The sequence below is a fragment of the Promicromonospora sp. AC04 genome (assembly GCF_003058225.1).
Classification (GTDB): domain Bacteria; phylum Actinomycetota; class Actinomycetes; order Actinomycetales; family Cellulomonadaceae; genus Promicromonospora.
On record NZ_QBUG01000006.1, the window covers coordinates 55,574 to 76,175 of the forward strand.

The following is a 20,602-nucleotide window of genomic DNA, read 5'->3' on the forward strand; positions in this document are numbered from 1 at the left end:
CTACCAGACGGAGACCTCGCTCAGGGTGCCGCTGCTCCCGCCCGCGTCCCGGACGCAGACCAGGCCGGTCTCCACCGGCTCGGCGAACCGGACGGGATAGACCTCGTCGAACGCGTCCCCGGTCACGGTGCTGCTGCGCACGGTGCGCCGCTCGGCGTCGAGCAGCTCCACGGTCAGCCCGCTCGGGCTGAATGGTGTCCGGACGACCACCAGGCTGACCTCCCGAGGCTCCGGGAGGGCTACGCAGGCCCGCGGGTGTTCCGGCGCGGTGCAGCGGGCGTTCGTCCCGGAGCCGGACGTGCCGTCGGTCGGCTCGGCCGAGCCGTCGGCCGCCTCGGGGGCGCAGTCGGTGGGGAGCCGGACGCCGTCAGTGTTCCACTCGACGTCGCCGTCAGTGATCGGGCACGGTGACACTGCCTGCTCGAGCCGCCCGGAGGCCTTGTCCTCCGCCAGGCACTCAGCGCCCCTTGACGGCGGCGTCAGGTCGCTGGGCTGGGGAACTCCGGCGCTGCGATAGGTGGCCTCGACCTGCTCGCCGTCGATCTTCGTGGTGGTCTGCGCGACGACCATGAGCTCGGACCGCGCGTCCGCGTAGACCCGGGCGTCCACCCGGGCAGTCGTCTCGGTCGTCGGCCCGGCGAGGAGGCGCGGTTCGGAAGCCGTGGCCTCCGTGCTGGCGGACACCACTGTGTAGGTGACCTTCTTGCCGGTCGGTATCTCCGCCGCCGCCGGCCAGCTCACCCGCAGCAGGCCGTTCTTGCCGGTCACCGTGAGCTCGGGTTCCCAGTACACGAGGTCCGGGACGCGCCGCGGCCCGTCGGTGTCCGACGCCGGGAGGGTGAGCACGGTGCTCGGGCCGAACACGGCGTCGTCGACGTGGAGCGTCGCGGTGGCCCGCAGGCCGGCGGTGGCGTCGCCCACCTCGTCGTCCTCCAGAGACCAGAGCCCTCGCTCGTCCGGCTCCGCGGACACCGGCCGCGGGCAGAACGGCCCCGGTAGCACGCAGAAGAACCCGAGCGACATGGCCGCGGTCACGGCCTTGACGTCGTTCTCGGCGTCGTACAGGTACACCGAGACGGAGGAACGCGGGGCCGAGTACCCGTCCGAGTGCATGACCCGGCTGTAGAGCGCACCGGTGGGTGAGGGTTCCGGCGCCGGCTCGCCGCGCACGGCCGCGCCCCGGTCGTACGTGCAGGCGGTCACGGCCAGGACGGCGGCGACCAGGGCCAGGGCAACGGCGCGACGGCGCTTCGGGAGCACGCGCGGAGGCTACCAGCGCACCTCACGCCGGCATGCCGGCGTCGGACACGACGCGCGGGGTGTCAGGAAGCCGTCAAGGTCGAGGCGGCGCGCGACGTGCGCCACTAGGTTCCTCAGATGACTAGTGTTCCTCGGGTGACGAGTCCTATATCGCGGCCCGCAGACGTTCTGCGCCTCGCTGTTGTCGTCGGCGCGCTCGGCGTCGTGTTCGGAGACATCGGGACCAGCCCGATCTACACCATCCAGACGATCTTCAACCCCGCGGACCCGCACCCGGTCGCGGCCACCACTGAGAATGTCTACGGCGTCATCTCGCTGATCTTCTGGTCCGTGATGTTGATCGTCACCATCACGTACGTGCTCCTCGCCATGCGGGTGGACAACGACGGCGAGGGCGGGATCATGGCCCTGATCACCCTCCTGCGCCGGTGGGCCGCCAACGGGAAGACCCGGGTGACCATGACGCTGGCGGGTCTCGGGCTGTTCGGGGCCGCGCTCTTCCTCGGCGACAGCATGATCACTCCGGCGATCTCGGTGCTCTCCGCGGTGGAGGGCCTCAAGATCATCGACCCCTCGTTCGAGGAGTGGATAGTCCCGGTCACCGCGGTGATCATCGTGGGCCTGTTCGCCGCCCAGAAGTTCGGGACGGCGGCCGTGGGGCGGCTGTTCGGGCCCGTGATGATCACGTGGTTCGTCGTCATCGGGGCCTGCGGCGTGTGGGGCATCACGAGCGAGCCGGAGATCCTGAAGGCGCTCTCGCCGACGTATGCGCTGGGGTTCCTGGCCGGGCACTTCGACCTGGCCTTCTTCGCGCTGGCCGCGATCGTGCTGTCGGTGACCGGCGCGGAAGCCCTGTACGCCGACATGGGCCACTTCGGCCGCAGGCCGATCTCCGTCGGGTGGATCTTCCTCGTGCTCCCGGCCTGCACGCTGAGCTACCTGGGCCAGGGCGCGCTGATCCTCCAGGACCAGGCGAACATCTCGGCGCCGTTCTTCCTGCTGACGCCGGACTGGGCACTGATCCCGATGGTCGTCCTCGCCACCGCCGCAACGGTGATCGCGTCGCAGGCCGTCATCACCGGCGCGTTCTCCGTGACGGCCCAGGCCGCGCAGCTCGGCTACCTGCCCCGTCTGCGGATCCTGCACACGTCGCGGTCGTCCCGCGGCCAGATCTACGTCCCGTGGATCAACTGGCTGCTGATGGTCTCGGTCCTCACCCTGGTCTTCGCGTTCCGTAGCTCCGCGTCGCTGGCCTACGCCTTCGGCATGGCCGTCACGGGCACCATCACGATCACGACGATCCTGTTCTTCTACGTCGCCTGGCGCACCTGGCGTACGCCCAGGTGGGCGCTCGCGACGATGGCCGTCGTGCTGCTGGCGGTCGACCTCCTGTTCCTCGCCGCGAACCTGACCAAGCTCGTGCACGGTGCCTGGCTCCCGCTGTTCATCGCCGTCACCGCCTTCACCGTCATGACGACGTGGCAGCGCGGACGGGAGCTGGTCACGGAGAAGCGCGAGGCCATGGAGGGCTCGCTGCGCGCGTTCGTGGACGGCCTCACGGACCGTCCTGCTCCGGTGCAGATCGTCAGTGGTACCGCGATCTTCCTGAACCGCGGGAGCGAGACCGCACCGCTGGCGCTCCGCGCCAACGTCGAGCACAACCGTGTGCGCCACGAGCACGTGGCAGTGGTGGCCGTGGAGGTCGCGATCGTCCCGCGCCTCGCCGACGACGAACGCGTGACCGTCGAGCACCTCGGCGAAGGCGAGGACGGCATCACCCACCTGACCGTGCGGTTCGGCTACGCCGAGAAGCCGGACGTCCCCGCGGCCCTCGCCCAGCTGGGGCCGGAGGACACCGAGGGTGATCTCGACCTCGAGAACGCCACCTACTTCCTGTCCCGGATCGAGCTGCGCCTGGGCGACGAGCCCGGGATGCCGGACTGGCGCAGGCGGCTGTTCATCGCGACGTCGTTCATCACCGCCGACGCGGCCGAGCACTTCGCGCTGCCGCGCGACCGGACCGTCCTGCTCGGGTCGCACGTCGACGTGTAGGGATCGTCATCGACTCCGGCCGACCGCGTCTCACATGTCAGCGAGCAGGTTCTCCATCATCCGGATCTCGCGGGTCTGGGACTCGACGATCGACCGGGACAGGTCGATGGTGCCCTCGTGCGCCCCGTTGTCGATCTCCGTCTGCGCCATCTCGATGGCGCCCTGGTGGTGGACGATCATCCCCTCGAGGAACAGCCGGCCGGCCTGCGGTCCTTCGGCGTCGTCGAGTGCCCGCACGTCGTCCTCGGTCATCATGCCGCCCATGGATCCACCACCCATCGAACCGTTGTCCATGCCCATGGAGCCCGGCCCGGGGACACCCCACTCGTCGAGCCAGGCGGTGAGCTGCACGATCTCCGGGGCCTGGGCCTCCTTGATCTGGGTGGCCAGGTCTTTGATCGTCCGGTCGACGCCGTCGGTGCCGAGGATGATGTCGGACATCTCGATGGCCTGCTCGTGGTGCGGGATCATCATCCGCGCGAACATCACGTCGGCATGGTTGAACGCCTCGCCGCCTGCGCCCTGGCCGTCAGGACGTGGCGCGTCCTCGGACCTGGACATGCCGGGCATGTCCATGCCCGGGTCATCGGAGCAGGCGGAGAGGGTCAGGGCAGCGGCCAGCACGAGACTGGGCGCAAGGATGCGCTTCATGGTCATGCCTTTCAGTTCGGAGTGGTAGACACACGGCGCGGCCCCGAGGGGTCGCCAGACGATCGGACCGACGGTCCGAAGGGCGTGTGCTCCTACGTCCGAGAGATGCCCAGCGCGCACAGCGACGGCGCTGCCGCCGGTCGCGAACGCGGCCCGGCCGCGAGCCTCCGCCTGGCGAACGCCGGCACCACCGCATGGAGGAAGCTCGCCGGCGGTGCGGCGAGGGTCAGCAGGACGGCGAGCACCATGAGGCACATCGCCGTCGTCATGTCGTGCTGGTCGTGCGCGTCGCAGCCCGGCGCACAGCCCGCGTGCTCGGCGCCGTCCGGCGTGGCCGCGACATGGGTGTGGACGGGTGGCACCTGAGCCGGCGTCGCCTCGGCGAACCCCGCTCCGGGCGCCATGGCCTCGGCGGGGCTCGCGTGCGCGACATCGTCTGTCGCGACTGCTCCGGCGGGCGAGAGATGGACGCTCGGCGAGGCGCTCATCGAGTGCATCGACACGACGCCCGCGATCACCAGGGCGATCAGGAGCGCACCGGTCACCCCTCGCCGCGGCGCGGCAAGCAGCGATCGAAGGGCTGAGATCACGTGCATGGCCTATTCAGCGTAGCCGTTCGCCGTCGGCGGCGACCCTGCCCGGGCGGCGGCTCGGCGACCTCTTGACGTTGATACCCCCATGGGGTATATCTGGTCCTACTGCCGCCGCCCCGCAGGTGTCACTGCTTCAACCCAGGAGCGATTCCATGAACGAGTCACACGACCACCCCACCGGACAGCCCGTCGCCCACGACCCCGCAGTGCATGACGGGCACGGCCACGAGCACGGCGCGGCCGTCCACGAGATGCACCAGGAACATGCGTCGCACCAGGGTGACCATGCGGGCCACGAGGGCCACGCCGACCACAGCAGCCACGAAGGCCATGGCAGCCACGAAGGCCATGGCGGCCACGAGGGCCATGGCGGCCACGAGGGCCATGGCGGCCACGCCGGCCACGGCGACCACGTAGGCCAGTTCCGGCGGCTGTTCTGGATCATGCTCGTCCTGGCCGTGCCGGTGGTCGCTTTCTCCGGCATGTTCGCGATGATCCTGGGCTACGAGCTGCCCGACGCCACCTGGGTGACCATGGTCTCGCCCGTGCTCGGCACGGTCATGTACGTGTGGGGCGGCTCGCCGTTCCTCACCGGGGCGGTCGGCGAGCTCCGCTCCCGCAAGCCCGGGATGATGCTGCTGATCGGGCTCGCGATCACCGTCGCGTTCGTCGCCTCCCTGGGCGCGAGCCTGGGCCTCCTGGACCACCAGCTCGACTTCTGGTGGGAGCTGGCGCTGCTGATCGTGATCATGCTGCTCGGCCACTGGATCGAGATGCGCTCGCTCGCGCAGACGACGTCGGCCCTGGACTCCCTCGCGGCGCTGCTGCCCGACGAGGCCGAGCGCGTCGAGGGCGACCTGATCGTCAAGGTCGCGCCGGCCGACCTCGCGGTCGGCGACGTCGTCGTCGTGCGGCCGGGCGGGAGCGTCCCCGCCGACGGCCGAATCGTCGACGGGCGCGCGGAGATGGACGAGTCGATGGTCACGGGGGAGTCGCGCACGGTCGGCCGCGGCCTCGGCGAGCCCGTGACCGCCGGAACGGTCGCCACCGACTCCGGGCTGCGGGTCGAGGTGACCGCCACCGGTGACGACACCGCTCTGGCCGGCATCCAGCGGCTGGTCACCGAGGCACAGAACTCGTCCTCGCGCGCACAGCGCCTGGCCGACGTCGCCGCGGCCTGGCTGTTCTGGTTCGCCCTCGGCGCCGCCGCGGTCACGGCCGTGGTCTGGTCGCTCGCCGGGATGCCGGACGACGCCGTCATCCGCACCATCACCGTGCTCGTGATCGCCTGCCCCCACGCCCTGGGGCTCGCCATCCCGCTCGTCGTCTCGATCGCCACCGAACGGGCTGCCCGCGGCGGCGTACTCATCAAGGACCGGCTGGCGCTGGAGAGCATGCGCACCGTGGACACCGTGCTGTTCGACAAGACCGGCACCCTCACCAAGGGCGAGCCCACCGTCGCCGACGTGCAGTCGGCCGGCGGCCTCGACACCGACACGCTCGTGGCGCTCGCGGCGGCCGCGGAGTCGGACAGCGAGCACCCGCTGGCCAAGGCGATAGTGCGGGCGGCCCAGGAACGCGGACTCACTGTCCCGCGGGCCTCCGGCTTCACCTCGTCGCCCGCGGTGGGCGTGACCGCGACGGTCGACGGCCACGGGATCCGGGTCGGTGGCCCGCGCCTGCTGGAGGAGACCGGCCGGGACGAGCTGTCCGTGGCCGACGAATGGCGCCGGGACGGCGCGATCATCCTGCACGTCCTGCGCGACGGCGTGGTGGTCGGTGGGATCAAGCTCGCGGACGAGGTCCGCACCGAGTCCGCCGACGCCGTCCGGAAGCTGCACGACCTGGGCGTCCAGGTCGTCATGATCACCGGCGACGCCGAGGCGGTCGCCCGGTCGGTCGCGGAGGAGATCGGCGTCGACCGGTACTTCGCGGGGGTGCGGCCCGAGGACAAGTCCGCCAAGGTCCAGCAGCTCCAGGGCGAGGGCCGGAAGGTCGCGATGGTGGGCGACGGCGTCAACGACGCTCCCGCGCTGGCGCAGGCCGACGTCGGCATCGCGATCGGTGCCGGGACCGACGTCGCGATCGCGTCCGCCGGCGTCATCCTCGCCAGCGACGACCCCCGGTCCGTCCTGTCGGTGATCGAGCTGTCGCGGGCGAGCTACCGCAAGATGAAGCAGAACCTGTGGTGGGCCGCCGGGTACAACCTGATCTCGGTGCCGCTGGCCGCGGGCGTCCTGGCGCCGATCGGGTTCGTGATGCCGATGTCGGTGGGCGCGCTGCTCATGTCGCTCTCGACCGTCGTGGTCGCGCTCAACGCCCAGCTCCTGCGCCGGCTCGACCTCCGTCCGGGGCGCTGACCGGACGTCGGCGCCGTCGGGCGCCGGATGTCCGGTCAGGCGCCGGAGTTGCATAGGCTGCTCGGCATGACGACACATCGATCGCAGATGGGGGCGCCGTGGGTGGCCTGATGGGACTGCTGGACGACATCGCAGCGCTGGCGAAGCTGGCGGCGGCGTCGATCGACGACGTCGGCGCCGCCGCGGGCCGGGCGACCGCGAAGGCGGCGGGCGTCGTCGTGGACGACACCGCGGTCACGCCGCAGTACCTGCGCAGCGTCGCGGCGCAGCGTGAGCTGCCGATCGTGAAGAAGATCGCCATCGGGTCGATCCGCAACAAGCTGATCTTCATCCTCCCGGCCGCGCTGCTGCTCAGCCAGTTCCTGCCGTGGCTGCTGCCGATCATCCTCATGATCGGCGGCACGTACCTGGCCTACGAGGGCGCCGAGAAGATCTGGCACAAGGTCTCCGGCCACCACGACGCCGACCTGCCGGCCACGGAGGTCAGCCCCGAGGCCGAGAAGAAGATGATCGCGGGTGCCATCCGCACCGACCTCATCCTGTCGGCCGAGATCATGGTGATCGCGCTCGCCGAGGTGGCCAGCGAGCCCTTCTGGTCCCGGCTCGCGATCCTCGTGGTCGTGGCGTTCGTCATCACGATCATCGTCTACGGCATCGTCGCGGCGATCGTGAAGATGGACGACGTCGGACTGCGCCTGGCGCAGCGGGACTCAGGGTTCTCCAAGTCGCTGGGCCGCGGGCTGGTCAAGGCGATGCCCCGGGTGCTCGCGGTCATCTCGGTGGTCGGCACCATCGCCATGCTGTGGGTCGGCGGGCACATCCTGCTCGTCAACCTGGGCGCGGACGGCACCGGCTGGCTACCCGGGCCGTACGAGTGGGTGCACCACCTCGAGGTCGCCATCCACGACGCCACCGGCGTGTTCGGCGGCACCCTCGGCTGGCTCTTCAACACGCTGTGCTCCGCCGTCGTCGGCCTCGTGGTCGGTGCCGTCGTGGTGGCCGTGCTGCACCTGCTGCCCTCCCGGAAGAAGAAGGAAGAGGAGCCGGTCAGCCACTGACCGGCGTGCGGATGCTGGCGAAGGCCATGGGGCGGCGCAGCCTGAAGCCCAGGCTCTCGTAGAGCCGGATCGCGCCCGTGTTGCCCGCCGCGGCGTGCAGCATGGCGCGGTCGCCGCGCTCGTGGATGTGGTGCACGACGTCGAGCACGAGGCGTGAGGCCAGTCCCTGGCCGCGGTACCGCTCGTCGGTCGCGACGGCGCTGATCTCGGTCCACCCGGCGGGGCTCAGGCGCTCGCCGGCCATGGCCACGAGGCGCCCGTCGCGCCGGATGCCGACGTACCGGCCCAGCAGGTAGGTCCGCGGCAGGAACGGGCCGGGCTGCGCGCGGGCCACCAGGTCCAGCATCTCCGGGACGTCGTCGGCCCCCAGGAGCACCGCCTCGTCGTCGGGCCGCCCGTGCAGGCGGTCGGTCTCGACGAGCTGCACTCCGTGGAAGGGCTCCCCGCGGTCCCAGCCGGCCGGGAGCTGGACGGACTCCGGCGGGGCCGGGAACTCGGCGCCGGGGCCGACCATGTCGACGATCGCGTCCCAGACGCCGGGGTCGTCCCAGGTCCGGACGGCGGCGAACGGCGCGACGTCGGTCGAGTACCGGCGGACGAGGTCGCCACCCTCGGCCAGGTGGGCGTGCGCTCCGGTGAGCGACGCCCAGACGGCGTCGTCGAGCGCGGTCTCGTCGACCGGGGCGCCGTCGCGCGGGGTGTCGATGATGCTCATGCGAGGTTTCCGGACGAGAGGTTCACGTCCATCACCAACTGGTGCCCGGCCGCCCGCATTCCAGCACGGTCGTCCTCGGCGCAGCGCCGCCTCCGCGGCGCGCGAGGGTGCCGGGTCGTGTCCTCGGGTGAACCAGCCACGTCTGAACCACACGGCCCCGGCCACGTCCACTGCACATACTCAGGAGGCCGGTGAGGGCGTGCGTCGGGTCTTCCTGACGAGCTTGTGGATGCGCGCCTGCTGCCAGATGAACAGCCCTGAGGCGGTCAGGACAGGGATCACGACGAACGCTTGACGCCGTCATCCGAGCGTCGATGTGACGATGCCGGCGAGGTAGAGACAGCCGGCTGCGGCGATCCCTGTGGATGGTGTGCGGAACCAGTAGCGACCGCTCAGGGTCAGCATGGCCGCGATGTAGATCGCGCCCAGCACGAGCAGGAACGGAGAGCCGAGCAGGAACTCGATCCTGACCAGCGCGAGATAGCCGAACACCCCTCCGAAGAGGATGGCGCCGACGGCGTGGCTGGCGTTGAACCCGACCCAGAGCCGCCGCATCGTGGTCGCGTCCGACAGGGGCACGGTTGCCTCGTCGAGCTGTTTCCGCACTGCTTCGTCACTGGGGTGCAGGAGGGATGTGGTGTAGAGCAGCACCAGGTGGCCGGTCCCCAGCAGGGCGAAGACGCCGGCGGCTGCGAGGATCAGCGCCGGCGCGATCATGGCTGGACCGGGTGTTCCTGTGCGGCGTTGCGCCGGGACATGACCAGTGCCAGGACGCCGATTCCGATCAGCAACCAGCCGCCTGAGGCTGGGTTCAGGAGTGCCAGCGGAATTCCCGGGACCAGCAGGATCCACCCGATCTCGGTGGGAAGCCTGCCCGTCACGATGAGGTGTCTCCGAGTGAGTAGACCGAGGCCGGCAAGGGCGATCCCGGTGAGCATGAACCAGAGAGCCGCCCTCCGGGCGTCGTCGTCGGCGACGGTGTTCCAGACTCCTTCGGAGACGACGTCGGTCCAGTGCGCGAAGGAGGTGACGACGCCCAACGACAGGTGCAACGCGGATGCCGCGAAGATCAGTCGAGGAATCCAGCGGTTGCTCGAGGTCGAGTGGCGGACTGCGGGGTCGCCGGTCATGGTCGCGTCCCATCCGTCCCGGCTTCGAGCTGGACCTTCCGGGCGACTGAGCGGGGACCGTCTGGACGGACCGGCCCGCTGCCGGTCCGAGCGGCTCGAGCGACCGAACGCAGGATGTCCCTGCGGACCAACCCGCTTCCGATGCGGATCGCGTTCCAGTAGATCCTGAATCGCTTCCATGCGTGGTCGTCGGTGCAGTATCCGCGCATCTCGGTGCGAAGGCGGGTGCCGCCTCGTTCGGCGGTGAGGCTGAAGTCGGTGAGGTACTTGGCCCAGCCAGGCTCGTCGAATGCGGCGAGTGCTGCGAGGGTCTCGATCGGCTGCCGTTGCGGCACTCGTTGCCAGGGTCGGGCGATCGATCCACCGATCGCGTAGTCGGGGGCGTCGAGCCGCAGCATGGTGATCGGACCGGTGTCGAAGAGGGGACCGTCGCCGGCCTGGGCGCGCCCGAGGTAGCGCAGGCCCACCAGCGCCCTGCTGATGGTCAGGTCGGAGAGCGTGAGCGAGGCCAGAGCCTCCCACACCGCGGCTGGTGGGGCGTCGATCCATCGGGAGTGGTGGTTGCGGAACTGAAAGTGAGGCATGGCCACCTCGAGGGCGCTGTGCATGTTGGCCGCCGGGCCGGGCGTGCGGCGAGCCATCCGCCGCGCACGAAGCTGGAAGGCCAGGACCGCCACGGTCGCGGACAGGTAGACGACCTGGATCAGGGTGCGCGGGACCAGGGGCATCGCCTCCGTGCTACCGACCATCAGGCCTTGCGACGCCGCGTAGATGTTGGCCGGGAACATCGCGAGCAGCAGTGCGGTGAGTCCGCCGGATGCCCACAGGACTGTCGGGGGCAGCAGCAGCCCGACGGCGCCGGCGAGCTCGAGGAGACCGGACAGGGTGACCAGCAGGCCGGGCTCCGGAAGGGCCGGCGGCACCATGCTGATGAAGTCGTCCCGCATGCTGCCGAAATGGGAGGTGCCGGTCAGGACGAACATGGCTGCCAGCCCGCCGCGTAGCGGCACTACCCATGGCCGCAGGAGACGCACTCCCACGGCCCCCGCAGCGAGCAGAACAGCGGTGACGAGAACCAGGACGACGAGCGGAGCCACGAGGCCTCCCTTTCGATGAGATCGCAAACTTGACAATGACAAGATGCCTTGACGGTCGTCATCTTGTCAATGTCTAGATCTGGGCGAACTGGCGCCGGGGTCTAGATGATGTGTAATCTGATGACACATCATCTATTGGAAGGAGCTGACCATGCCCACGACAGACCCGATCGCACGTGTCTCGGTGATCAGCACCGGTTCGGTGGTCATCCGGCCGGAGCACGTCGGCCCGACACGGAAGAACACCTACGTGTGGTTGTTCACCTCGACCAGATGGACGGCGCCGCGACCGATCAACGTCTACGTGATCGAGCACCGTGACGGCCTGGTGCTGTTCGACACCGGTCAGGACCGTGCATCGGTGACCGACCCCCGCTACTTCCCCGGCGGTCTCAACGGACTGATCTACTCGCGGCTGGCGAAGTTCGAGATCGGCCCCACCGAGACGCTCGAGGCGGGCCTGTCCGGGCTGGGCTACCGCGTGGACGACGTCGACAAGGCGGTGATCTCGCACCTGCACCAGGACCACATCGGCGGGCTACCGGTGCTGAGCGGCGCCGAGATCCTCATCAGCGAGCAGGAGTGGAACAGCCTGGACGGACCGCTACCCGAGGCGCGGGGACTCCTGACCTCACACATCGACCTGCCCGGGCTGCGCTGGAACCGGATCACTCCCGGGCCGCTGGCCGACCCGGAGCTGACGCCGTTCACCGACGGGCACGACCTGTTCGGAGACGGCAGCCTGGTTCTGCTGCCCACCCCGGGCCACACGCCCGGATCGCTGTCCCTGCTGGTTCGCCGACCGGCCACGGCTCCGCTGCTGCTCGTCGGTGACCTGACCTACGACGCCCGCCTGCTGGCGGCCGGCAAGCTGCCCGGCGCCGGCGACAAGCGGCAGATGCGTGCCACGGTGAGCAGGGTCAACGCGCTGCGCGACACCCTGCCCGGCCTGGTGGTGCTGGCGGCGCACGATCCCAGGGCGGCCGGCCTCCTCGCCGAGACGCTGGCCGAGAGGGCGGAACACCGATGAGGCCCGCCGAAGAGCTGCGATATCTGGTCCTGGCCATCCAGCGGGAGGGCAACCGGCTGCTTGCTTCGGAGCTGCGCCCGCTGGGCGTGACGCCGTCGCAGGCCGAGGTGGTGCGTGTCCTGGCCGACTATCAACCCCTGACCCTGGCCGGGCTGGGCGAGCTGCTGGTCTGCGAGACGGGCGGAAGCCCGAGCCGGCTTGTGGACCGCCTGGTCACCGTGGGACTGGTCGACCGGGGCGCGGGCGCGACCGACCGCAGGCGCGTCACCCTCGCCCTGACCGCCGACGGCGAGCGGCTGGCGGCAAGGATCGCGGAGGTGGAGGAGCGGTTGTACGAGAGGATCGACGGCCTCACGACGGGCACGCCGGTCTCGGAGGCGCTGACGCTGCTGCGGGCGTTCGCGGGCGCGTTCCCGGCCGGGCAGGCCGTGGTCCGCAGGGGCGGCGCACCGGCGGAGGTCGCAGGGTGACCGCGACCGGCAGCGCGACGCTGCTCATCGACGCCCCACGGGCGAGGGTGCGCGAGGTCCTGCTCGACGCGCTGTCCCTCCCCTCGTGGAACTCCGCCTTCCTCAGCCTTGCCGGACCCGCCGCGGCCACCCTCGAAGCGGAGTATCGGATCACTGTCCGGCCGGGACTGAAGGGCACCTTCGCCTACGAGGCGATGGACCCGGACCTCATCCGGATGGTGTGGCAGGTGCCCGGTTTCGCGGAGATCGGCGACTGGCAGTTCGGCGCGGAGGGCGGACGCACGCTCGTGCGGCACGACTTCACGCACTCCGGCCCGCTCGCCGCCATGCTGCGTCAGGCCTACCAGGGTGTAGCAGGTCTCCGGCTCGACCGCCTTCAACGGCGTCTGCTCAGCGGATGAGGAGGAGGAAGTCCTCAACGTTCGCCGAGCGCAGTACGCCGCGCGCCCAAGCGGGCAGGGACGGTGCGGCGTCCTTCCAGCCGATGGCACGGATCCCGCTGACCTGGTGCGTGCGCCCGGCCCGGGTCAGCGCACCGCTGCCTGCGCGATCGAGGTTCCGAGCCCACTGCACGTCGCTTCCGTAGGCGAGGCTGACGATCCATCCGCTCTCGGTCTGGAACGCCATGACGGGACTCTCGTACTGCCGCCCGGTCGTGCGCCCAACATGGTTCACGACCGCGAGTGGTGGCAGCCGGCGTGCGAGCGGGCGAACGGCGGGGTTGAGGGCACGGGCGACGCGGCGGAACGAACGCGGCATGGGCATGGCTTGCTCCAGTCGATAGGATACTCGCGGTATCCTAACCGTAGGCCGGCTCGAAAGGGAACGCAAGGTATCTTAAGATCGGCGGATGAGCGATTCTCCCGGCACCCGACGGCGTGGCCCTGTGCTCGAGGCGGCGATCTTCGCTGCTGTCTGGGACGAGCTTGCCGAGCACGGCTATGCGGGCTTGACGATCGCTGGGGTCGCGGAACGAGCCGGGACGAGCAAGCCGGTGCTCTACCGACGCTGGCCCAACCGCGCCCACCTGGTGCACGCCGCGCTCGCGAGCGGGCACCGTGCGATCGTCCCGCCTGACACCGGCTCGCTCCGGGGCGACCTCCTCGCGCTGATGAACGCTGTAGTCCGGGTGGCGGGAGACGTCACTCCCGACGTCGTGTGGGGGCTGCTGACCGAGAGCGCAGGCGAGAGCACCTTTGCCGCGACGGTTCGTGACGAGCTCGTCGACGTGCTGCCCGAGGAGATGGTCGCGACCGTGGTCACACGCGCCGAGGGCCGTGGTGAGCTGGCGGCGCGGCCGCGCTCCGCCCGCGAGCTCACCCTCCCGTTGGACCTGATCCGCTCAGAGTTTTTCGCGCGTGGCACGGTCGACCCCGGTGCGATCGAGGAGATCCTTGATCAGATCACTCTGCCGCTGCTGCGCCAGTGAGACCGGCTGCGGTTCGGTACGGCGGTCGCCGTCGCCCAGATCAGTCCGCGGCACCCACCGCCTGACCGATCATCGCCGCGTCGTCCAGGACCCGGAGCATGAGGTGGGCCGTGTCCGCCCGGGACAGCCGGACGCCCCAAGGAACGCCGTGACCCAACGCTGTGCGGTAGCGGCCGGTCGCCGGGCCGTCGCTGAGATACGGCGGGCGGACGGTCGTCCAGTCCAGCCCGCTCGTGCGCAGCACGTGCTCCATCATCGCGACGTCCACGAAGTGGTCGCCCAGCATGCGCCGTCCCAGCGGCGTCGCGACGTACTGGTTCCATACGCCCGCACCCGGCTCGCGCCGGGGCGGGTGCGGCCGGCTCGGCGTCGGGACCGTGGAGACGCCCAGGCCGCTGACGGCGACGATGCGGCGGCACCCGGCGTCGTGCATCGCCTCGGTGAGTGCCCGGGTGCCGGGTTCGACGATCCCGTACTCGCCAGTGCCTCGCGGCCCGAGGCACGACAGAACGGCGTCCTGGCCCACGAGTGCCTCGCGCAGGAGTGCCGTGTCGGGAGCGGCGAGGTCCACCGCTACCGCGGGGACCGACACATGAAGGTTCGCCGGGGTGCGGACGAGGGCCGTGACCGAGTGTCCGGCCACGAGCGCCTGGTCCAGGAGGTGCCGGCCGACGCCACCGGTGGCCGCGACGACCGCGAGCCTCATGCGCGCGCCGCCTCGGTGTCGAGTGCCTCGGCGCGCGACGGCGCCGGCGTCCGGAAGATCGCGATGATGTTGACGACGAGCGCCACCACGAGCACCCCGATCACGGGCACCAGGAGTTCGGGCGTCAGGGACGGCCCGGTGGCCAGGAGGCCCCAGCGACCGACGGCGACGGCGCCCGCGAGCATCGCCCACATCGCTGTCTCGAGGGCCGGGAGCCACTCGCCGGCCCGGAGGTGGAAGCCGCACGCCATGAGCGTGACCACCGCGAGGCCGGCGGCTGCGAGGGGAGTTGTCCACTCGAGGCCGCCCAGGAGCATCGGGAGCACGAGCGCGACCGGCGCGGCGACCTCCGCGATGCCGATCAGGATCGTGAGGGGCCGCGGGACGTCGTCGAACCCGGTCCAGCGGTCGATGCCGCGGCCGAGGATCTTGGGCAGGCCCGCGAACAGGAAGAACAGGGCGAGGATGATCTGCGCCGCCCACAGGGTGGTGGTGAGCATGGTGGCTCCTTCAGCTTGTCGGACGGCGGGTTGCCGGCCGGTGCGGGACAGGACGAACGAGTGGGCGAGTGTGTGACGCTGTCGCTGGGGAGCCGTCTCACCGGAGCCGTCTCGCAGGAGCTGCCGCGCCGAGCTGTCACATCCGAGGGTGAACGATCGTCTTGTGAGCATGAGCGAAACCGAACGCGGCGCAGCCGAACCGGACCGGGCCGAACCCACCGCGGCCGAACGCGTTGCCGCCTCCTCACGGGCCGACCGGGCCTACCTGCTCGCCGTCGCGCACCGGATCCTCGGCGACCCCGCCGAGGCCGAGGACGTGGTCCAGGACGCGTTCGCCCGCCTGGCGACGCAGGAGGTCGGCGAGATCCGGGACCTGCGCGGCTGGCTGGTAGTGGTGGTGCGGCGGCTCGCGCTGGACCGGATCGGGTCCGCGCACGGCCGCCTCTCCGCGCCGCACGACCCGACCGAGTGGGGCTTCGACGGCGCTGCCGACGCGCCGGACCCGGCGGACCGCGTCACCCTGGACGACGAGATCCGGCGCGCGCTAGCCGTCGTGCTCGAACGGCTCACACCGGGCGAGCGTGCGGCGTTCCTGCTGCACGACGTGTTCGGGATCCCCTTCGACAGCGTGGCGGAGACGGTGGGCAGGACTCCCGCCGCGTGCCGCCAGCTCGCCAGCCGCGCCCGGCGGGCGATCCGGGAGTCCGGTCCGACGTCGGACGTGCCGCGCCCCGACCCGAGGCTCCAGGACGTCGTCGACAGCTTCATCGCGGCGTGCGCCGGGGGAGACCTGGATGCGCTGGCCCGGACCCTGCACCCGGACGTGTCAGGCTGGGCGACCCTCGACGGCAGGCGCGTCGGGTTCGACGTCGGCGCCGAGCGGGTGGCGAGCGGATCGCTGAGGTACCTGGGCCCGCAGTCCGGCTGGACGCTGGCGCCGCTGGCCCTGGACGACGGGATGGCCGTCGTCGCCACGCAGGGCGGCGACCCGGTGGCGCTGATCCGGCTGCAGATCGCCAACGGCCTGATCGCGGCGATCCATACGGTGGTGCTGCGCTGAACGCGGCGGCGAGCCGCGGTGGGTGCCGCGGCGCGGCTCAGCCGGCCCGCACTACCGGCGTGACCGGCGCCTGCCAGATACCGGTGATCGCGTCGATCAGGCCGACGGCGGTCTCGTCCCAGGTCGCGCGAGCGGTGGGGGAGCCCTCCGCGAGGGCCTGCTCGCGTTCGGCGCAGACGTAGACGACGAGGTTGCGGACCATGCGCTCGCGTTCGTCGACCACCTCGTCCGGCAGGCTCGGCACGCTGCTGCGCAGCCCCTCGTCGGTCCGTCGCCGGACGTCGGACGCCGTGGACTCGTCGAGCTCCGCCAGGTAGAGGCTCGGGTCGGTCGAGATCTGGGCGACGAGCCTGGCCCACCAGGTGACGCCGGGCAGCGAGGCGAGGTGGTCCGTCATCGGCCGGACGGTGCAGGCGACCCAGTCCCGGACCCCGGGATCGTCGCCGAGCTCGGCCAGGAGCCGCTCGCGGATCTGCTCCATCGGCAGGACGTGGCGGCTGACGACCGCCTTGATCAGCTCCGACTTGGTGCCGAAGTGGTAGCCGACGGCGGAGTTGTTCGCCTGGCCCGCGGCCTCGCTGATCTGCCGGTTGGACACCGCGGACAGCCCGTGCTCGGCGAAGAGCCGCTCGGCCGCGTCGAGGATCCGCTCGCGGGTCTGGGCTACCTTGTCCGCCCGCGTCGGCTTGGCTTGCACTGTGACCTCTTGTCTCTCGTTGTTCGTTGTGGGCTATAGCTTAGAGAGCTTTGCTCCGGTGGGGCTGGAACGCCACCTCAGACGGGGGTCCCTTCCAGGGGAGAGTCAGGTTCCGTCAATTTTAAAGCAGTTGCTTGACTTAGGTCACTCTGGTCGATCTACTGAGGTCACCGGGGGTGAAAGCTCGCCCTCGGCACCAAGGAACCCCCACCAGAGAGATCCCGTTCATGACCGAGTCCGAGATCCTGTCCTACCCGATTCCTTCCGACCTTGCGCTGGAGCCGCCTGCTGAGTGGGCCGAGCTGCGCGCCAAGTGCCCGGTGGCCCACGTGCGGTTCGCCAGCGGCGACCCGGCGTCGCTCGTCACCCGGTACGACGACGTGAGGGCCGTCCTGTCCGACCCGCGGTTCAGCCGGGGGACCGGCAAGAAGGACGCGGCCCGGGTCGCCGACACCGACGACGGCGGCCTCTTCAACAGCGAGATGGCGACGGTGCTGCCGCAGGAGGGCGAGGGCCACCTGACCTGGCGACGCCTGGTCGGCAAGTGGTTCACCGCCAAGCGGATGGCCGCCCTGCGGCCGGGGATCACGGCGATGGCCGACCAGCTGATCGACTCGATGATCGAGAAGGGCGGCCCGGTCGATCTCAAGGCCGCCTTCGGGTTCCCGCTCCCGGTCTGGGTGATCTGCGACATGCTCGGCGTGCCGGACAGCGACCGGGACAAGTTCTCCTACTGGTCCGACTGCATGCTCAGCATGACGCGCTACACGCAGGACGAGATGGTCGCCGCGATGACCGAGTTCGGCACCTACATGGCACACCACGTCGAGCTGAAGCGGGCCAACCGCGGCGACGACCTGCTCAGCGAGCTGATCGACGCCACCGACGCCGACGGGCGGCCGCTGTCGACGGCGGTGCTCGTGGCCACGGGCCAGGGGCTGCTGGTGGCCGGGCACGAGACCACCGCCAACATGATCACCAAGATGGTCGCGATGCTGCTGGCGGACCGCTCGCGCTGGGAGCAGGTGCTGGCCGACCCCAAGCTCGTCCGGTCCACGGTCGAGGAGGCGCTGCGCTTCGACGCCAACGCCGGGTTCGGCATGGTCCGCTACATCGACACGGAGATCGAGCTGTCCGGCGTCGCCGTGCCGAGCGGCACGACGGTCGTGTGCAGCATGGCCGCCGCCAACCGCGACGAGTCGACCTTCGCCGGCGCGGACGAGCTCGACCTGACCCGCAGCCCGAACCCGCACCTCGCGTTCGGCGCGGGCGCCCACTCCTGCCTGGGCCAGGCGCTGGCCCGGACGGAGCTCCAGGTCGCCCTGGAGACGCTGCTCCGCCGGCTGCCGACGCTGGACCTGGCGGTCGGCGCCGAGGAGCTCGTGCGGGTCGACGGCCTCGCCGTCGGCGGCCTGAGCGAGCTCCCGGTGCAGTGGTAGCGGTCCGTTCGAAGCACGAGCTCACGAAAGAGGGAACAAGATGAAGGTCATCGTCGAGGAAGACAAGTGCTGCGGCGCGGGAACCTGCGTCCTGGTCGCCCCGGACGTGTTCGACCAGCGCGACGACGACGGCATAGTGATGCTGCTCGACGAGGCCCCCGGCCCGGAGCTGCACGACGCCGTCCGTGAAGCCGTCAGCGTCTGCCCGGCCGCCGCGATCGGCCTGATCGAGTGACTGTCCCGCCCGGGAGCGTCCTGGTCGTCGGCGCCTCGGCCGGCGGCCTGACCACCGCGGAGGCCCTGCGCCGCAAGGGGTTCGAGGGGCGGATCACCCTGCTCGGCGACGAGACGCACCTCCCGTACGACCGGCCGCCGCTCTCCAAGCAGGTGCTGTCGGGCGCATGGGAGCCGGTCCGGGCGCAGCTGCGCCCGGAGCCCGCGCTGCGGGCGCTGGACGCCGAGCTTGTCCTCGGCGACCGGGCCACCGGCCTGGACGTCATGAACCGCACCGTCCGGACCGAGTCGGGGCGCCGGCTGGGCGCCGACGCGATAGTGATCGCGACCGGCGTGCGGGCGCGGACCTTCCCCGGGCAGGCGAACCTGGCCAGCGTGCACGTGATCCGCACCCTCGACGACGCCGTCGCCCTGCGTGCGGAGCTCGCCGTCGCCGGCCGGCTGGTCGTCGTCGGCGACGGGGTGCTGGGCGCCGAGGTCGCGGCCACGGGCAGCGGCCTCGGCCTGGACGTCACCCTGGCCGGGCCGCAGTCCGTCCCGATGGAGAGCCAGTTCGGTGCGTGGGCCGGGGGCCTGCTCGGCGACCTGCACACCGAGCAGGGCGTCAGGCTGCGGCTCGGCACCGGAGTCAGCGGGCTGGCCGGCGTGTCCGGCCGGGTGACCGGGGTGGTCCTGGAGTCCGGCGAGCGGCTGCCGGCCGACGTCGTCGTGGTCGCCATCGGCGGCATCCCCGCCACCGACTGGCTGGCCGACAGCGGACTGACCTGCGAGAACGGGATCGTCTGCGATGCCACGTGCCGGGCGGCCGACGGCATCTACGCGGTCGGCGACGTGGCCCGGTGGCGGCACCAGGGCCTCGGTGCCCTGCTGCGGCTCGAGAACCGGACCAACGCGACCGAGCAGGCGGTGGCGGTCGCGTCGAACATCCTGGGCGCCGACCAGCCGTACACCCCGGTCCCGTACTTCTGGACGGACCAGTACGACGTCAAGGTGATGGTCCACGGCCTGATCCCGGCCGACGCCGAGGTCGAGGTCGTCGAGGGCGACCCGGCAGCCCGCCGCTTCGTCGCGCTCTGTCGCAGCGGCGGCGTCGCCCGCGCCGTCGTCGGCTGGAACATGCCCAAGCAGACCCGGGTCCACCGCGGGCAGGTCGCCGACGCGCTGACCCTGGCGGACGGCGTCCCGGCCGGCGTCCGCCAGGGCTTGCCTTCGAGCGCGCTCGAAGACCTAGCGTCGCCGGCATGACGACAACCAACAGCAGGACATGGATCATCACCGGCGCGAGCTCGGGTCTCGGCCTGGCCCTGGCCGAGGCCGCGCTGCGGGCCGGCGAGCGGGTCGTCGGGACGGCGCGCCGGGCCGCCCGGTTCGACGCTCTCCAGGCCCGGTACGGGGATCAGCTGCTCGCGGTGGAGCACGACGTGCGGGACACGGGTGCGGCCGCCGCGGTCGTGCGGCGGGCCCTGGACGCGTTCGGGCAGGTGGACGTGCTCGTCAACAACGCCGGTGCCGGGCAGGTCGGGGCGGCGGAGGAGGTCAGCGACGGCGAGCTGCGGGACATGCTCGACCAGCACCTGTTCGGTCCTGCCGCCTACGTGCGCGCGGTCCTCCCGCACATGCGGGAACGCGGTTCGGGCGCGATCGTGCAGATGAGCAGCCAGGGCGGGCGCATGTCGTTCCCGGCGGTCGGCAGCTACTCCGCAGGCAAGTTCGCGCTGGAGGGCTGGTCCGAGGCCCTCGCCGGCGAGGTCGCCCCGTTCGGGATCAGGGTGATGATCGTGGAACCCAGCCGGTTCCGCACCGAGTTCAACGCGTCCGAGGTCCTCAACACAGCGGCGCAGGACCCGTCCTACGACGCGGTGACCGGCGCGGTGCGCGCGAACATGGCGGAGGCCGACGGCATCCAGGAGGGCGACCCGGAGCGCGGCGCCTCCGTGATCCGCGAGGTGCTCGACGCGTTCGACGCACCGCTGCGGCTGCCGCTCGGGGCCGAGTCCGTCCGCAATCTCAAGCGTGCCTACGTCCGCGCGCTCGACGACGTCGACAAGTGGGCCCGGGTGAGCGAGTCGGCGGACTTCCCGGGCGTGCCCCCGGCCGTCCGGGCCTTCTAGGCTGGAGACC

General features: G+C 71.1%; 24 protein-coding genes. 12 read left to right on the plus strand and 12 right to left on the minus strand.

From position 1 onward, the window contains the following. Positions 1–1,260 (minus strand): hypothetical protein, encoded by a 1,260-nt coding sequence (locus C8K30_RS16535; RefSeq protein ID WP_108494019.1) that lies wholly within the window; start codon positions 1,258–1,260, stop codon positions 1–3. A gap of 117 nt (positions 1,261–1,377) precedes the next feature. Between C8K30_RS16535 and C8K30_RS16540 the strand changes: the two genes are divergently transcribed. Next, on the plus strand, positions 1,378–3,312 hold the full coding sequence (locus tag C8K30_RS16540) for a potassium transporter Kup (RefSeq protein ID WP_108494020.1): 1,935 nt from the start codon (positions 1,378–1,380) through the stop codon (positions 3,310–3,312). Positions 3,313–3,342: 30 nt separating this feature from the next. On the opposite strand, the gene C8K30_RS16545 is transcribed toward C8K30_RS16540, so the two are convergent. From C8K30_RS16545 to C8K30_RS31285, 3 genes are all read right to left on the minus strand, one after another. Further along, positions 3,343–3,963, minus strand: coding sequence for a DUF305 domain-containing protein (locus C8K30_RS16545; RefSeq protein WP_199230535.1), 621 nt, complete (start codon positions 3,961–3,963; stop codon positions 3,343–3,345). Between the two features lie 92 nt (positions 3,964–4,055). Beyond that, positions 4,056–4,559 (minus strand): hypothetical protein, encoded by a 504-nt coding sequence (locus tag C8K30_RS16550; RefSeq protein WP_146197508.1) that lies wholly within the window; start codon positions 4,557–4,559, stop codon positions 4,056–4,058. Positions 4,560–4,717: 158 nt separating this feature from the next. Further along, entirely contained in the window at positions 4,718–4,960 is a 243-nt protein-coding gene (locus tag C8K30_RS31285; protein ID WP_233257222.1) for a hypothetical protein, read from the minus strand. A gap of 39 nt (positions 4,961–4,999) precedes the next feature. Here C8K30_RS31285 and C8K30_RS16555 point away from each other — a divergent pair, with 39 nt between their 5' ends. Then, a complete protein-coding gene (locus C8K30_RS16555; RefSeq protein ID WP_233257223.1) occupies positions 5,000–6,916 on the plus strand; it encodes a heavy metal translocating P-type ATPase in 1,917 nt (638 codons plus the stop codon). Positions 6,917–7,026: 110 nt separating this feature from the next. Beyond that, the gene (locus tag C8K30_RS16560; RefSeq protein WP_108494320.1) at positions 7,027–7,974 is read left to right on the plus strand and encodes a DUF808 domain-containing protein; all 948 of its coding nucleotides are present in this window, start codon (positions 7,027–7,029) and stop codon (positions 7,972–7,974) included. On the opposite strand, the gene C8K30_RS16565 is transcribed toward C8K30_RS16560, so the two are convergent. The 4 genes from C8K30_RS16565 to C8K30_RS30985 form a co-directional block, all read right to left on the minus strand. After that, positions 7,964–8,689, minus strand: a complete 726-nt coding sequence (locus C8K30_RS16565; RefSeq protein WP_108494023.1) for a GNAT family N-acetyltransferase — start codon at positions 8,687–8,689, stop codon at positions 7,964–7,966. The genes C8K30_RS16560 and C8K30_RS16565 overlap by 11 nt on opposite strands. 300 nt (positions 8,690–8,989) lie before the next feature. Continuing rightward, on the minus strand, positions 8,990–9,406 hold the full coding sequence (locus C8K30_RS16570; RefSeq protein WP_108494024.1) for a hypothetical protein: 417 nt from the start codon (positions 9,404–9,406) through the stop codon (positions 8,990–8,992). Continuing rightward, a complete protein-coding gene (locus C8K30_RS16575; RefSeq protein ID WP_108494025.1) occupies positions 9,403–9,819 on the minus strand; it encodes a DUF6463 family protein in 417 nt (138 codons plus the stop codon). The genes C8K30_RS16570 and C8K30_RS16575 overlap by 4 nt, the downstream gene beginning before the upstream one ends. Then, positions 9,816–10,916, minus strand: a complete 1,101-nt coding sequence (locus C8K30_RS30985) for a hypothetical protein (RefSeq protein ID WP_199230536.1) — start codon at positions 10,914–10,916, stop codon at positions 9,816–9,818. The genes C8K30_RS16575 and C8K30_RS30985 overlap by 4 nt, the downstream gene beginning before the upstream one ends. A 151-nt stretch (positions 10,917–11,067) precedes the next feature. Between C8K30_RS30985 and C8K30_RS16590 the strand changes: the two genes are divergently transcribed. The 3 genes from C8K30_RS16590 to C8K30_RS16600 are packed head-to-tail and all read left to right on the plus strand — an operon-like array spanning position 11,068 to position 12,817. Beyond that, on the plus strand, positions 11,068–11,946 hold the full coding sequence (locus C8K30_RS16590; protein ID WP_108494026.1) for an N-acyl homoserine lactonase family protein: 879 nt from the start codon (positions 11,068–11,070) through the stop codon (positions 11,944–11,946). Beyond that, positions 11,943–12,416 carry a MarR family winged helix-turn-helix transcriptional regulator gene (locus C8K30_RS16595; protein ID WP_108494027.1) on the plus strand — a complete coding sequence of 158 codons (474 nt, stop codon included), beginning with the start codon at positions 11,943–11,945 and terminating at the stop codon, positions 12,414–12,416. Before C8K30_RS16590 ends, C8K30_RS16595 begins: the two co-directional genes overlap by 4 nt. Next, positions 12,413–12,817, plus strand: coding sequence for an SRPBCC family protein (locus tag C8K30_RS16600; RefSeq protein ID WP_199230537.1), 405 nt, complete (start codon positions 12,413–12,415; stop codon positions 12,815–12,817). Before C8K30_RS16595 ends, C8K30_RS16600 begins: the two co-directional genes overlap by 4 nt. Here the strand turns inward: C8K30_RS16600 and C8K30_RS30355 are convergent. Next, positions 12,807–13,043, minus strand: coding sequence for a hypothetical protein (locus tag C8K30_RS30355; RefSeq protein ID WP_146197509.1), 237 nt, complete (start codon positions 13,041–13,043; stop codon positions 12,807–12,809). The genes C8K30_RS16600 and C8K30_RS30355 overlap by 11 nt on opposite strands. 223 nt (positions 13,044–13,266) lie before the next feature. On the opposite strand from C8K30_RS30355, the gene C8K30_RS16610 reads away from it, so the two are divergent. Then, positions 13,267–13,845 (plus strand): TetR/AcrR family transcriptional regulator, encoded by a 579-nt coding sequence (locus tag C8K30_RS16610; protein WP_108494029.1) that lies wholly within the window; start codon positions 13,267–13,269, stop codon positions 13,843–13,845. A 40-nt stretch (positions 13,846–13,885) separates the two neighbouring features. Here the strand turns inward: C8K30_RS16610 and C8K30_RS16615 are convergent, their stop codons facing one another. Both C8K30_RS16615 and C8K30_RS16620 read right to left on the minus strand, forming a co-directional pair. After that, positions 13,886–14,551 carry an NAD(P)-dependent oxidoreductase gene (locus tag C8K30_RS16615; protein WP_108494030.1) on the minus strand — a complete coding sequence of 222 codons (666 nt, stop codon included), beginning with the start codon at positions 14,549–14,551 and terminating at the stop codon, positions 13,886–13,888. Next, positions 14,548–15,051 carry a DoxX family protein gene (locus C8K30_RS16620; RefSeq protein WP_158281035.1) on the minus strand — a complete coding sequence of 168 codons (504 nt, stop codon included), beginning with the start codon at positions 15,049–15,051 and terminating at the stop codon, positions 14,548–14,550. Before C8K30_RS16620 ends, C8K30_RS16615 begins: the two co-directional genes overlap by 4 nt. A 169-nt stretch (positions 15,052–15,220) precedes the next feature. Here C8K30_RS16620 and C8K30_RS16625 point away from each other — a divergent pair, with 169 nt between their 5' ends. Continuing rightward, positions 15,221–16,111, plus strand: a complete 891-nt coding sequence (locus C8K30_RS16625) for a sigma-70 family RNA polymerase sigma factor (protein WP_108494032.1) — start codon at positions 15,221–15,223, stop codon at positions 16,109–16,111. 37 nt (positions 16,112–16,148) lie between these two features. Here C8K30_RS16625 and C8K30_RS16630 read toward each other — a convergent pair whose 3' ends face one another. Further along, positions 16,149–16,808, minus strand: a complete 660-nt coding sequence (locus C8K30_RS16630) for a TetR/AcrR family transcriptional regulator (protein ID WP_108494033.1) — start codon at positions 16,806–16,808, stop codon at positions 16,149–16,151. A gap of 227 nt (positions 16,809–17,035) precedes the next feature. On the opposite strand from C8K30_RS16630, the gene C8K30_RS16635 reads away from it, so the two are divergent. The 4 genes from C8K30_RS16635 to C8K30_RS16650 are packed head-to-tail and all read left to right on the plus strand — an operon-like array spanning position 17,036 to position 20,592. Next, positions 17,036–18,247, plus strand: a complete 1,212-nt coding sequence (locus C8K30_RS16635; protein ID WP_108494034.1) for a cytochrome P450 — start codon at positions 17,036–17,038, stop codon at positions 18,245–18,247. A 40-nt stretch (positions 18,248–18,287) separates the two neighbouring features. Next, the gene (locus C8K30_RS16640; RefSeq protein WP_108494035.1) at positions 18,288–18,482 is read left to right on the plus strand and encodes a ferredoxin; all 195 of its coding nucleotides are present in this window, start codon (positions 18,288–18,290) and stop codon (positions 18,480–18,482) included. Continuing rightward, on the plus strand, positions 18,479–19,726 hold the full coding sequence (locus C8K30_RS16645) for an NAD(P)/FAD-dependent oxidoreductase (RefSeq protein WP_108494036.1): 1,248 nt from the start codon (positions 18,479–18,481) through the stop codon (positions 19,724–19,726). The genes C8K30_RS16640 and C8K30_RS16645 overlap by 4 nt, the downstream gene beginning before the upstream one ends. Then, a complete protein-coding gene (locus C8K30_RS16650; RefSeq protein ID WP_108494037.1) occupies positions 19,723–20,592 on the plus strand; it encodes an SDR family NAD(P)-dependent oxidoreductase in 870 nt (289 codons plus the stop codon). The genes C8K30_RS16645 and C8K30_RS16650 overlap by 4 nt, the downstream gene beginning before the upstream one ends. Positions 20,593–20,602: the final 10 nt, after the last annotated feature.

Bases quoted from the DNA above. Each gene is read 5' to 3' on its own strand.
- C8K30_RS16595 (WP_108494027.1), top strand. From the start codon at position 11,943: ATGAGGCCCGCCGAAGAGCTGCGATATCTGGTCCTGGCCATCCAGCGG.
- C8K30_RS16565 (WP_108494023.1), bottom strand. From the start codon at position 8,689: ATGAGCATCATCGACACCCCGCGCGACGGCGCCCCGGTCGACGAGACC.
- C8K30_RS16635 (WP_108494034.1), top strand. From the start codon at position 17,036: ATGACCGAGTCCGAGATCCTGTCCTACCCGATTCCTTCCGACCTTGCG.
- C8K30_RS16540 (WP_108494020.1), top strand. From the start codon at position 1,378: ATGACTAGTGTTCCTCGGGTGACGAGTCCTATATCGCGGCCCGCAGAC.
- C8K30_RS16575 (WP_108494025.1), bottom strand. From the start codon at position 9,819: ATGACCGGCGACCCCGCAGTCCGCCACTCGACCTCGAGCAACCGCTGG.
- C8K30_RS16550 (WP_146197508.1), bottom strand. From the start codon at position 4,559: ATGCACGTGATCTCAGCCCTTCGATCGCTGCTTGCCGCGCCGCGGCGA.
- C8K30_RS16625 (WP_108494032.1), top strand. From the start codon at position 15,221: ATGAGCGAAACCGAACGCGGCGCAGCCGAACCGGACCGGGCCGAACCC.
- C8K30_RS16640 (WP_108494035.1), top strand. From the start codon at position 18,288: ATGAAGGTCATCGTCGAGGAAGACAAGTGCTGCGGCGCGGGAACCTGC.
- C8K30_RS16545 (WP_199230535.1), bottom strand. From the start codon at position 3,963: ATGAAGCGCATCCTTGCGCCCAGTCTCGTGCTGGCCGCTGCCCTGACC.
- C8K30_RS16590 (WP_108494026.1), top strand. From the start codon at position 11,068: ATGCCCACGACAGACCCGATCGCACGTGTCTCGGTGATCAGCACCGGT.
- C8K30_RS16560 (WP_108494320.1), top strand. From the start codon at position 7,027: ATGGGACTGCTGGACGACATCGCAGCGCTGGCGAAGCTGGCGGCGGCG.
- C8K30_RS30355 (WP_146197509.1), bottom strand. From the start codon at position 13,043: ATGGCGTTCCAGACCGAGAGCGGATGGATCGTCAGCCTCGCCTACGGA.
- C8K30_RS16615 (WP_108494030.1), bottom strand. From the start codon at position 14,551: ATGAGGCTCGCGGTCGTCGCGGCCACCGGTGGCGTCGGCCGGCACCTC.
- C8K30_RS16620 (WP_158281035.1), bottom strand. From the start codon at position 15,051: ATGCTCACCACCACCCTGTGGGCGGCGCAGATCATCCTCGCCCTGTTC.
- C8K30_RS16555 (WP_233257223.1), top strand. From the start codon at position 5,000: ATGCTCGTCCTGGCCGTGCCGGTGGTCGCTTTCTCCGGCATGTTCGCG.
- C8K30_RS16570 (WP_108494024.1), bottom strand. From the start codon at position 9,406: ATGATCGCGCCGGCGCTGATCCTCGCAGCCGCCGGCGTCTTCGCCCTG.
- C8K30_RS16650 (WP_108494037.1), top strand. From the start codon at position 19,723: ATGACGACAACCAACAGCAGGACATGGATCATCACCGGCGCGAGCTCG.
- C8K30_RS16610 (WP_108494029.1), top strand. From the start codon at position 13,267: ATGAGCGATTCTCCCGGCACCCGACGGCGTGGCCCTGTGCTCGAGGCG.